We start from the raw sequence: 11447 nt of genomic DNA on the forward strand, positions 1-11447 counted from the left end.
AGTGAGGGCCGCCCGCGGCGGCCCGGGAATCACTTCTTCGGCGGCATCAGCACGCGGTCGACGACGTGGATCACGCCGTTGGTCGCCGGCACGTCGGCTTTCTGAACCAGGGCTTCGTCGACGGTGACGAAGTCGCCGGCGTGCGAGACCGCGACCTTGGCGCCCTGCAGCGTCGCGACCTGGCCGTCCTTGACCTCGGCGGCCGTCACCTTGCCCGGCAGCACGTGGTAGCCGAGCACGGACTTCAGCAGCTCCTTGTTCGTCGACAGCTCGGCCATGGTCTTGGCCGGCACGGCCTTGAAGGCCTCGTCGCTGGGTGCGAAGACGGTGTAGGGGCCGCTGCCGCGCAGCGTGTCGGCCATGCCGGCTTCCTGGATGAGACGGTTCAGCGTCGACAGTTCGGGCGTGCGCGCCGCGGTGTCGGCGATCGAGGCCGGGGCCGGGGTCGTGGCGCAGCCGGCGAGCCAGGCCGAGGCCGTGACGGCCAGGGCGCCGAGGAAAAGGCGGGGAGTGCGGGTCATCTATGGGTCTCCGGTCTGAAGGGGAATCGTCGGGGCGCAAGGCTAGGCGCACGTCATGACGGTCCCGTGACGAAGACATGACAGGAAAGCGTCTGTGACAGTCTTTCCGCGCTTGTCACAGCACCGTCACGAAGCCTTCCTAGAGTGCGCTCCGAAGCGGACGGAACCCTTTCCCTCTCATCCCACGCAAGGTGCACTCGATGACTCTGAATCTCACCCGCGGTATCGCGCTGGCCGCCACGATGGCGCTCGGCTCCTCCTTCGTCTGGGCTCAGGACGTGACCGGCGCCGGCGCCTCGTTCCCAGCACCGATCTACGCCAAGTGGGCCGATGCCTACAACAAGGCCACCGGCGTTCGCATCAACTACCAGTCGGTCGGTTCGGGCGCGGGCATGAAGCAGATCCGCGGCAAGACCGTGGACTTCGGCGCCAGCGACGCCCCGCTGAACGACGCCGAACTGGCCAAGGACGGCCTGATCCAGTTCCCGACCGTGATCGGCGGCGTCGTGCCGGTGGTCAACGTCGCCGGCATCAAGCCGGGCCAGCTCAAGCTCACCGGCCAGGTGCTGGGCGACATCTACCTGGCCAAGATCCAGAAGTGGAACGACCCGGCGATCGCCGCGCTGAACCCTGGCGTCGCGCTGCCGGACGCGAAGATCGCCGCGGTGCGCCGCGCCGACGGCTCGGGCACCAGCTTCCTGTTCACCAACTACCTGTCGAAGGTGAATCCCGAGTGGAAGTCGCGTGTCGGCGAGGGCACCACGGTCAACTGGCCGACCGGTGCCGGCGGCAAGGGCAACGAGGGCGTGTCGAACTTCGTGCAGCGCCTGCCGAACTCGATCGGCTACGTCGAGTACGCCTACGCCAAGCAGAACAAGATGGCGCACGTGCTGTTGAAGAACCGGGCCGGCAACTTCGTCGCCCCGGACGACAGCGCCTTCAAGGCCGCCGCCGCCGGCGCCGACTGGGCCAAGAGCTTCTACCAGGTGCTGACCGAGCAGCCCGGCAAGGACAGCTGGCCGATCACCGGCGCGACCTTCATCATGATGCACAAGGCGCAGGACAAGCCGGCCAGTGCCGCAGCCTCGCTGAAGTTCTTCGACTGGGCCTACGCCAACGGCGACAAGATGGCCGAGGAACTCGATTACGTGCCGCTGCCCGCGTCGGTCAAGGACCTGATCCGCAAGCAGTGGGCGGCCGAGCTGAAGGACGGGGCCGGCAAGGCCATCGCCTTCAAGTGATCGGCTGATCGAACGACGCGTCACCAGGGAACCGGAGCTCCTCTTGGCCGCTACACTCCCCGCGACCCCTTACGAGCAGGATCGCGACATGGCACGAGCGGCCCCGAAGGGCCAGCCGCCGCGCAAGCGGCGGGACGGTCCCTGGGCCGACGCGCTGTTCTCGGCGCTGGCCCACGGCGCCGCGCTTCTCACGCTGGCGCTGCTGGCCGGCATCATCATCTCGCTGCTGATCGGCGCCGCGCCGGCGATCCAGGAGTTCGGCCTGGGTTTCCTCTGGTCCAAGGACTGGGACCCGGTGCAGCAGAAGTTCGGCGGCCTGGTGATGATCTACGGCACGGTCGCCACCTCGCTGATCGCGCTGCTGATCGCGGTGCCGGTCAGCTTCGGCATCGCGCTGTTCCTCACCGAGCTGGCGCCCAAGTGGCTCAAGCGGCCGCTGGGCATCGCCATCGAGCTGCTCGCTGCCGTGCCCTCGATCGTCTACGGCATGTGGGGCCTGCTGGTCTTCGGGCCCATCCTCGCGACCTTCGTGCAGTCGCCGCTGCAGTCGATGTTCGGCGAGGTGCCGGTGCTCGGCGCGCTGTTCAGCGGCCCGCCGGTGGGCATCGGCATCCTGTCGGCGGGCATCATCCTGGCGATCATGGTGATCCCGTTCATCGCCGCGACGATGCGTGACGTCTTCGACGTGACGCCGCCGATGCTCAAGGAGTCGGCCTACGGCCTGGGCGCGACGACCTGGGAGGTCGTCTGGAAGGTCGTGCTGCCGTACACCAAGACCGGCGTCGTCGGCGGCGTCATGCTCGGCCTGGGCCGCGCGCTCGGCGAGACGATGGCCGTGACCTTCGTCATCGGCAACTTCAACCAGCTCGACTCGCTGTCGCTGTTCGAAGCCGCCAACAGCATCACCTCGGCGCTGGCCAACGAGTTCGCCGAAGCCGAGGCCGGGCTGCACCAGGCTTCGCTGATCTACCTGGGTCTCGTGCTGTTCCTCATCACCTTCGTCGTCCTGAGCCTGTCGCGGCTGCTGCTGATGCGCCTGCGCAAGGGCGAGGGGAGCCGTTCATGAACCTCGCCGACTCCTTCGGCCCCGGCCGGCTGGCGATGCACCGCCGCCGCAAGCGGGTCAACCTGATCGCGCTGACGCTGGCGCTGGCCGCGATGGCCTCCGGCCTCTTCTGGCTGATCTGGATCCTGATCGAGACGGTGCGCCTGGGCTGGGCCGGTCTCGCGCTGCAGGTGTTCACCGAGTCGACGCCGCCGCCGCTGGCCGAGGTCGGCGGCCTGGCCAACGCGATCGTCGGCTCGCTCGTGATGGTGGGGCTGGCGACCTTCGTCGGCACGCCCATCGGCGTGCTCGCCGGCATCTACCTAGCCGAGTACGGCCAGCGCACCTGGCTCGGCCGCACGACCGAGTTCATCAACGACATCCTGCTGTCGGCGCCGTCGATCGTCATCGGCCTGTTCATCTACTCGGCGGTCGTGGCCCACACCCGCAGCTTCTCGGCCTATGCCGGCGTTCTGGCACTGGCGCTGATCGTCATCCCGGTCGTGGTTCGCACGACGGCGACGATGCTCGGCCTGATCCCGAACTCGCTGCGCGAGGCCGCCTACGCGCTGGGCACGCCGAAGTGGAAGGTCATCTCCGCGGTGACGCTGAAGGCCTCGCTGGCCGGCGTCGTCACCGGCGTGCTGCTGGCGCTGGCGCGCATCTCCGGCGAGACCGCGCCGCTGCTGTTCACGGCGCTGTCCAACCAGTTCTTCACGCTGGACATCAGCCAGCCGATGGCCAGCCTGCCGGTGACGATCTTCAAGTTCGCGATGAGCCCGTACGAGAACTGGCAGAAGCTCGCGTGGGCCGGCGTCTTCCTCATCACGCTGGGCGTGCTCGGGCTGAACATCCTCGCCCGCGTGCTGTTCCGCAACAAGCAATAAGGCGGTAAACCGCGATGGATCGTCATGTCGACCTGCCAACGACCGAGAAGGTCAAGGTCTCGGTTCGGGATCTGAACTTCTACTACGGCAGCTTCCATGCGTTGAAGCGCATCAACCTGGACATCCCCGAGCGCAAGGTCACCGCCTTCATCGGCCCGTCGGGTTGTGGCAAGAGCACGCTGCTGCGCACCTTCAACCGGATGTTCGAGCTCTATCCCGAGCAGCGCGCCGAGGGCGAGATCCTGCTCGACGGCGACAACATCCTGAGTGGCAAGACCGACGTCTCGCTGATCCGGGCCAAGGTCGGCATGGTCTTCCAGAAGCCGACGCCGTTCCCGATGTCGATCTACGACAACATCGCCTTCGGCGTGCGGCTGTTCGAGTCGCTGCCGCGTGTCGAGATGGACGAACGCGTCGAGTGGGCGCTGAAGAAGGCGGCGCTGTGGAACGAGGTCAAGGACAAGCTCGGCCAGAGCGGCTCCGGCCTGTCCGGCGGCCAGCAGCAGCGCCTGTGCATCGCACGCGGCATCGCCATCAAGCCCGAGGTGCTGCTGCTCGACGAACCCTGCTCGGCGCTGGACCCGATCTCCACCGGCAAGATCGAGGAGCTGATCCACGAGCTCAAGGCCGACTACACGGTGATGATCGTCACCCACAACATGCAGCAGGCGGCGCGCTGCTCCGACTACACCGCCTACATGTACCTGGGCGACCTGGTGGAGTTCGGCGCCACGACCGACATCTTCATGAAGCCGAAGAAGAAGGACACCGAGGACTACATCACCGGCCGCTTCGGTTGATGCCCCCCGCGTCGAGGACCCGACCATGACCGACAAACACCTTTCGACGCAATTCGACGCCGAGCTCAGCGGCATCTCCAACCGCGTGCTGGAGATGGGCGGCCTCGTCGAGGCCCAGGTCGCGCAGGCGATCTATGCGCTGACCCAGTTCAGCGGCGAGACCGCCTCGCAAGTGCTGCAGCAGGAGGAGCGCGTCAACCAGTTCGAGGTCGAGATCGACCGCGACCTGTCGGCCATCATCGCCCGCCGCCAGCCCACCGCGCGCGACCTGCGCCTGCTGATCGCCGTCAGCCGCACGATCGGCAATCTCGAGCGTGTCGGCGACGAGGCGGCGCGCATCGCGCGCACCGTGCAGCGGCTGATCAACACCGGCGTCTCCAGCCGGCTGCGCCTGCCGGTGGCCGACCTGGACTTCGAGGCCAACCTCGCGCTGGCCCAGCTGCGCAAGGCGCTCGACGCCTTCGCCCGCCTGGACACGGCGCGCGCGCTCGAGGTGCTCAAGCAGGACGACCAGATCGACCAGGAGTTCGACGGCCTGCTGCGCAAGCTGATCACCTACATGATGGAAGACCCGCGCACGATCTCCTCGAGCATCGACCTGGTCTTCGTCGCCAAGGCCATCGAGCGGGTCGGCGACCACGCCAAGAACCTCGCCGAGGCCATCATCTACGTCGTCAAGGGCACGGACGTGCGGCACGCCTCGGTCGAGGCGGTCGAGAACGTCGTGCGCTGAGGAAACCAGGAGGCACGATGAGCCACGTCCTCGTCGTCGAAGACGAATCGGCGATCGCCGAACTCATCTCGATCAACCTGCGCCACGCCGGCTACGAGGTCACGATCGCCGCCACGGCCGACCAGGCCCAGGCCGCCGTCGACCGCGTGCTGCCCGATCTGGTGCTCGTCGACTGGATGCTGCCCGGGCAGAGCGGGCTGCAGCTCGCGCGCCGCTGGCGCGCCGAGGCGCGCACGCGCGAGATCCCGATCATCATGCTGACGGCTCGCAACGAGGAGGCCGACAAGATCGCCGGCCTCGACGCCGGCGCCGACGACTACCTCACCAAGCCCTTCTCGCCCAAGGAGCTGCTCGCGCGCATGCGCGCCGTGCTGCGGCGCAAGGCGCCCGAGGCGCTGGACAGCCCGGTCGAGGTCGCCGGCCTGCGCCTGGACCCGGCCACGCGCCGCGTCACGCGCCGCATCGACGGCGAGGCGCGCGAGGTGAAGATGGGTCCGACCGAGTTCCGCCTGCTGCACTTCCTGATGACGCACCCCGAGCGCGTGCACAGCCGCGCGCAGCTGCTCGACCGGGTCTGGGGCGACCACGTGTTCATCGAGGAGCGCACGGTCGACGTGCACGTCAAGCGCCTGCGCGAGGCGCTGGCGCCGGTGCAGTGCTCGGCGCTCATCGAGACCGTGCGCGGCGCCGGCTACCGCATGACGCAGCAACTGGGCAGCGTCGCCGCCTGATCCCCGCATGGGTGCACTGCTGTCGCGCGCCGTCTGGGCGATGCTCGCTGGCGCGCTCGGTGCTCTGGTCGGCGACGTGGCCGGGCGCTCCCTGGGCCAGCCCGGCCTCGGCGCACCGCTGGGCGCTGCGCTGTTCGCCGCGCTGGCGGCGGTCGTCGAAGGCTGGCGCGGGCGCCGGCTGCTGAACTGGCTGCGCGGCGACCAGGCCCGCGGCGCACCGCGCGACACCGGTTTCTGGGGCGAGCTGGGCTACCGCGTCGAGCGCGCGCTGCGCCAGCGCGAGACGCAGATCGAACGCGAGCGCGAGCGTCTGGAGCAGTTCCTGTCGGCGATCGAGGCCTCGCCCAACGGCGTCATGCTGCTCGACGCCGGCGGCCAGATCGAGTGGTGCAACTCGGTGGCCGCCGATCACTTCGGCCTCGACCCGGTGCGCGACCGGCGCCAGCGGGTGACGAACCTCGTGCGCCAGCCGGCCTTCGTGCAGTTCCTGCAGGCCGGCGACTTCGCCGAGCCGATGGCCCTGGTCGACCCGCTGGGGCGGCGCAGCTTCTCGGTCATCGTGCGCGAGTACGGCGAGGGCCTGCGCCTGGTGCTGTCGCTGGATGTCACCGAACGCGAGCGCGCCGATGCGATGCGCCGCGACTTCGTCGCCAACGTCTCGCACGAGATCCGCACGCCGCTCACGGTGCTGGCGGGCTTCGTCGAGACCATGGCCTCGCTGCCGCTGACGCCGGTCGAGCGCGAGCGAGTGCTCAAGCTGATGGAGCAGCAGACCAACCGCATGCAGGCGCTGGTGGCCGACCTGCTGACGCTGGCGCAGCTCGAAGGCAGCCCCCGCCCGCCTCCGGACCGCTGGTGGCCGGTGACGACGCTGCTGCGCCGGGCCGAGGCCGACGGCCGTGCGCTGTCGGGTGGCCGGCACGAGATCGTTGCCGCCGGGGGCGAGGACGTCGAGATCGCCGGCAGCGAGACCGAGCTGCTCAGCGCCATCGGCAACCTCGTCGGCAATGCGGTGCGCTACACGCCCGAGGGGGGGCGCATCGACCTGCGCTTTCGCCGACGCGACGACGGAAGCGCCGAGATCGAGGTCGCCGACACCGGCGTCGGCATCGCGCGCGAGCACCTGCCGCGGCTGACCGAACGTTTCTACCGCGTCGACGGCAGCCGCTCGCGCGAGACCGGCGGCACCGGGCTCGGGCTGTCGATCGTCAAGCACGTCGTGCAACGCCACGGCGGCGAGATCGAGGTCTTGAGCGAGCCCGGCAAGGGCTCGCGCTTCAGGCTTTTCTTCCCCGCCGCGCGGCTGCGTCAGCGTGCCGCGGTCGCCGGCGCTTCGGCCGCCGCCTGACGGCGGTACAGCGCGAGCCGCTCGCCGCGGTCGTGCATGCGCTGCAGCGTCGCGACATGGCGCCAGCCCGGCGGTGCCGGCGGCGCCTTGACGCCCCGCACCCGGTACAGCAGATGCTCGCAGCCGCCGTCCAGGGCGCCCGGGCGGGCATCCACGCGGTAGTGCCCGAAGACCTCGAGCGCCGCGACGGCGACCGCCGGCGCCGACGGTGCGGCCAGGCAACTGCCGGCGGCGACGTAGCGGCCCAGGTGCTCGACCTCGGGGCGTGAGCTGCGCGCATAGTCCAGCGGCGCGCGCCAGAGGGTCATCAGCAGCAGCCAGCACAGCGCGACGCCGCCGGCCGGGATCACCATGCTCTTCCAGAGCGCCTCGCGGTGGCGCCCCGTGCGCCAGCGCAGCAGCCACAGCCAGGCCAGCGTGCCGGCGAGCGCGAAGACCAGTTCGACGGGTTCGAAGCGCACGACGAAACCGGGCACCAGGCGCAGCGCGTTGGCGGCCGGCTTGGCCGGCACGCCGGTCTGCATCGCGACGTAGAACAGCCAGATCGCGATGGCGCCGAAGGTGAAGAAGAACATCGAGAACCAGTCGATCGCCGCCGAACTCGCGCGCTTGAGCGTCGGCAGCGCGAACGCCGCGAGCACCGCCAGCCCGGGGATGGCCAGCATCAGCACGCGCTCGTTCATGTTCGTGGCGACGGCCGAGACCATCGCGACGACGACGGTCACCAGCGGCACCGAGATGTGGCGATGCGTCAGGTGCCGGCGCCAGCGCCAGATCGTCCACAGCACCAGCGGCCAGACCGGCCACAGGAACCAGGCCCACTGGCGTGCCAGCGTGACCGCGTCCTCGGCGTCGGGCCAGGAGGCGCGCCATTGCCACGCGCCCAGCCAGGCGGCCAGCGCGGCCGAGGCCAGCGTCGCCGCGCCGACCCAGGGCACGAAGCGGCGCACGCTGTCGTAGGCCGAACGCGCGCAGACGAGCATCCCGCCCAGACCGATTCCCATCGCGGTCGCCGGCGCCCCGCTGCCGGCGAGCACGAGCAGCGCGGCGACGACGGCCACACGCGGCTGCCAGCGGCGAAACGGCGCGATCGCCAGCGCCAGCATGAACAGGCCCACGCCCACGAGCTGGCCGAGTTCGGGTGTCGTCTCGTGGCCCAGCTGCAGCAGGCCGAGCGTCGCGATCAGTGCGAGCAGCGCACCATCGGCGATCGCGCGGGCGTAGTCGACCGGGTCAGCTTCACCGCCGAAGGCGAAGGCCACCGGCTGCGCCGCCTGCGTGCGCGCGAGGTAGTAGGTGGTGTACCAGACCAGTGCCAGCGTCAGCGCCAGCAGCAGCGCGAACGGCACGCGCGCGGCGAAGGCGCCGTCGCCGAACAGCGGCCCGAGCCACTGGATCGCCAGCGCCCCCAGCCAGTGCGGCAGCAGCGCGGCGTCGGCGGGCACGCCGCCCAGCGACGGTGTCAGCCAGTGCACACGGCCTTCGGCGATCGCCGACATCAGCCCGTAGGCGACGAGGTCGGCGTTGCGCCAGGGGTCGCGGTGGAAGACGCCCGGCAGCACGTAGGCGGCGCAGAACACCAGCAGGGCCAGGCGCGGCAGGCGGCGTGCGCCGCGCTGGGTGACGAGGGCGGGATTGGGACTGCTCACCGGTGGGCGATGATGCGCGAAGACGGCGGAAAAAAGAAAAGGCAGCCGAGGCTGCCTTGTCCTGCGGGGGCCGCACGCGGGCCCCGGCGGGCACGCCTCACTTCTTGAGGCCGACCCGCGCGAACTTGTTGCGGAACTTCTCGACGCGGCCACCCAGGTTGTCCACGCTCTTTTGCGTACCGGTGTAGAACGGGTGCGTCTCGCTCGTGGTTTCGAGCTTCACCAGCGGCAGCTCGCGGCCATCGTCCAGCTTGATCGATTCCTTGGTCTGAACGCACGAACGCGTCACGAACTTGAAGCCGTTGGACAGGTCCTGGAAGCAGACCTCGCGGTAGTTCGGGTGGATGCCTTCTTTCATGGTGCCTCTCGAGTGCAGGTGTGGCAGCCACGCCGAAATGTCGGCGCACTTGCCCGGTGGCGGAAAAACCGCTGATTCTAGCGTGAAACGGGGCCCCTGGGGGCCCCGCGTGCGCGCCCGGGGCGCGCGGAAGACGACATGAGCCCCTCTGGCTCACCCGCCTCTTCGCATCATGTCGAAGAAGTCCAGGTTGTTCTTGGTCGCCTTCATCTTGTCGAGGATGAACTCCATCGCCTCGATCTCGTCCATCGGATAGAGCAGCTTGCGCAGGATCCAGGTCTTTTGCAGGATCTCCGGCTTGAGCAGCAGCTCTTCGCGGCGGGTGCCCGACTTGTTGATCAGGATCGACGGGTAGACACGCTTCTCGGCCATGCGGCGATCGAGGTGGATCTCGCAGTTGCCGGTGCCCTTGAACTCTTCGTAGATCACCTCGTCCATGCGGCTGCCGGTGTCGATCAGCGCGGTGCCGATGATCGTCAGCGAGCCGCCTTCCTCGACGTTGCGGGCGGCGCCGAAGAAACGCTTCGGGCGCTGCAGCGCGTTGGCGTCGACGCCGCCGGTCAGCACCTTGCCCGACGAGGGCAGGACGTTGTTGTAGGCGCGGGCCAGGCGGGTGATCGAGTCGAGCAGGATCACGACGTCCTTCTTCAGCTCGACCAGGCGCTTGGCGCGCTCGATCACCATCTCGGCGACCTGCACGTGACGTGCGGCGGGCTCGTCGAAGGTCGAGCTGATGACCTCGCCGCGCACGGTGCGCAGCATCTCGGTCACTTCCTCGGGCCGCTCGTCGACGAGCAGCACGATCAGGTGCACCTCGGGGTGGTTGGCGACGATCGCGTGCGCCAGGTGCTGCATCATCACCGTCTTGCCGGTCTTGGGCTGGGCGACGAGCAGCGCGCGCTGGCCTTTGCCGATCGGGGCGATCAGGTCGACGATGCGGCCGGTGATGTTCTCTTCGGCCTTGAGGCCGTCACGCTCGAGCTTGAACTGCTCTTTCGGGAAGAGCGGCGTCAAGTTCTCGAACATGATCTTGTGCTTGCTCTCCTCCGGGGTCACGCCGTTGACACGGTCGACCTTCACGAGGGCGAAGTAGCGCTCGCCGTCCTTGGGCACCCGCACTTCGCCTTCGACCATGTCGCCGGTGTGCAGGTTGAAGCGGCGGATCTGGCTCGGCGACAGGTAGATGTCGTCGGTCGAGGCCATGTAGCTGGCTTCGATCGAACGCAGGAAGCCGAAGCCGTCGGGCAGGACTTCGAGCACGCCGTCGCCGAAGACCTGTTCACCGGCCTTCGCGCGCTTCTTCATGATCGCGAACATCAGCTCCTGCTTGCGCAGGCGGGCGACGTTCTCGATCTCCAGCGCTTCGCCCATCTTGATGAGCTCGGAGACGTGCTGCGCTTTCAGTTCGGACAGATGCATGGGTCGAGACCCTGGTCACGCGTGGCGCGTGCCCGTGGTCGGGGCAGGGCGCCGAGGCGTCGAGAGGCTGAAGGGGGGAGCCTGGCCCGCGAGTCGCTGCCGATCGGGAGGCCGGCGAGTGAGCCGGCGGCAGCGGGGCGGGTGGCGTACCGTCGGCGCCTTCGAGCGAGTCGCTCAGGCGCCGATCGGCCGCATTATAGATGGCTGTCGATGAAGGCCGACAGTTGTGCCTTGGAAAGCGCGCCGACCTTGGTCGCGGCGAGCTGGCCGCCCTTGAAGATCATCAGCGTCGGGATGCCGCGGATGCCGAACTTCGCCGGCACTTCGCGGTTCTCGTCGACGTTCATCTTGGCGATCTGCAGCCGGCCGTCGTAGGCAGGAGCGAGTTCGTCGAGCACCGGCGCGATCATCTTGCAGGGGCCGCACCACTCGGCCCAATAGTCCACGAGGACGGGCTTGTCGGACTGCAGGACGTCGCTGGGAAACGACGCATCGGTGACGTGCTTGATCAGTTCGCTGCTCATGGGGGTGATCTCCGGGCGCCGCGGTCGCCCGGGGGGGGGCAGGCGCAGGATGGGACGGAATACCGGACGGTGCGCGTCGGGCGTGCGCCGGATTCTTGCACAAAGGGGCACGCCGGCCGTGAGGACGGCGGCTATCGCCGCAATAGTGTCGGGGCGTGCAAACTGTCGCGGAAAACCCCGGCAGATCCGGG

12 protein-coding genes are annotated in these 11447 nt (G+C 69.0%); 7 read left to right on the top strand and 5 right to left on the bottom strand.

Features of this window, described 5'->3' with window-relative positions:
• Nucleotides 1–29: 29 nt before the first annotated feature.
• Nucleotides 30–521: a fasciclin domain-containing protein gene (locus tag EV684_RS06575; protein ID WP_132645423.1), complete on the bottom strand. Its 492-nt coding sequence runs from the start codon at nucleotides 519–521 to the stop codon at nucleotides 30–32.
• Nucleotides 522–721: 200 nt separating this feature from the next.
• Between EV684_RS06575 and pstS the strand changes: the two genes are divergently transcribed.
• From pstS to phoR, 7 genes are all read left to right on the top strand, one after another.
• On the top strand, nucleotides 722–1762 hold the full coding sequence (gene pstS / locus EV684_RS06580) for a phosphate ABC transporter substrate-binding protein PstS (protein WP_132645424.1): 1041 nt from the start codon (nucleotides 722–724) through the stop codon (nucleotides 1760–1762).
• Nucleotides 1763–1850: 88 nt separating this feature from the next.
• Entirely contained in the window at nucleotides 1851–2828 is a 978-nt protein-coding gene (gene pstC, locus EV684_RS06585; RefSeq protein WP_200222265.1) for a phosphate ABC transporter permease PstC, read from the top strand.
• Nucleotides 2825–3694 carry a phosphate ABC transporter permease PstA gene (gene pstA / locus EV684_RS06590; protein WP_132645428.1) on the top strand — a complete coding sequence of 290 codons (870 nt, stop codon included), beginning with the start codon at nucleotides 2825–2827 and terminating at the stop codon, nucleotides 3692–3694. The genes pstC and pstA overlap by 4 nt, the downstream gene beginning before the upstream one ends.
• 14 nt (nucleotides 3695–3708) lie before the next feature.
• On the top strand, nucleotides 3709–4494 hold the full coding sequence (pstB, locus tag EV684_RS06595) for a phosphate ABC transporter ATP-binding protein PstB (RefSeq protein WP_132645430.1): 786 nt from the start codon (nucleotides 3709–3711) through the stop codon (nucleotides 4492–4494).
• Nucleotides 4495–4519: 25 nt separating this feature from the next.
• The gene (phoU, locus tag EV684_RS06600) at nucleotides 4520–5227 is read left to right on the top strand and encodes a phosphate signaling complex protein PhoU (RefSeq protein WP_009857161.1); all 708 of its coding nucleotides are present in this window, start codon (nucleotides 4520–4522) and stop codon (nucleotides 5225–5227) included.
• A gap of 17 nt (nucleotides 5228–5244) precedes the next feature.
• Entirely contained in the window at nucleotides 5245–5958 is a 714-nt protein-coding gene (gene phoB / locus EV684_RS06605) for a phosphate regulon transcriptional regulator PhoB (protein ID WP_132645432.1), read from the top strand.
• Nucleotides 5959–5965: 7 nt separating this feature from the next.
• The gene (gene phoR, locus EV684_RS06610) at nucleotides 5966–7306 is read left to right on the top strand and encodes a phosphate regulon sensor histidine kinase PhoR (RefSeq protein ID WP_132645433.1); all 1341 of its coding nucleotides are present in this window, start codon (nucleotides 5966–5968) and stop codon (nucleotides 7304–7306) included.
• On the opposite strand, the gene EV684_RS06615 is transcribed toward phoR, so the two are convergent.
• The 4 genes from EV684_RS06615 to trxA form a co-directional block, all read right to left on the bottom strand.
• Nucleotides 7267–8955, bottom strand: a complete 1689-nt coding sequence (locus EV684_RS06615; protein ID WP_132645435.1) for a hypothetical protein — start codon at nucleotides 8953–8955, stop codon at nucleotides 7267–7269. The two genes, phoR and EV684_RS06615, sit on opposite strands and share 40 nt — an antisense overlap.
• 97 nt (nucleotides 8956–9052) lie before the next feature.
• Nucleotides 9053–9313: a type B 50S ribosomal protein L31 gene (locus EV684_RS06620; protein ID WP_132645437.1), complete on the bottom strand. Its 261-nt coding sequence runs from the start codon at nucleotides 9311–9313 to the stop codon at nucleotides 9053–9055.
• 153 nt (nucleotides 9314–9466) lie between these two features.
• Nucleotides 9467–10732, bottom strand: coding sequence for a transcription termination factor Rho (gene rho / locus EV684_RS06625; protein WP_132645439.1), 1266 nt, complete (start codon nucleotides 10730–10732; stop codon nucleotides 9467–9469).
• A gap of 194 nt (nucleotides 10733–10926) precedes the next feature.
• A complete protein-coding gene (trxA, locus tag EV684_RS06630; RefSeq protein ID WP_132645441.1) occupies nucleotides 10927–11256 on the bottom strand; it encodes a thioredoxin TrxA in 330 nt (109 codons plus the stop codon).
• Between the last annotated feature and the right edge of the window lie 191 nt (nucleotides 11257–11447).

This window comes from Rubrivivax gelatinosus (genome assembly GCF_004340905.1).
Taxonomy (GTDB): Bacteria; Pseudomonadota; Gammaproteobacteria; order Burkholderiales; family Burkholderiaceae_C; genus Rubrivivax; species Rubrivivax gelatinosus.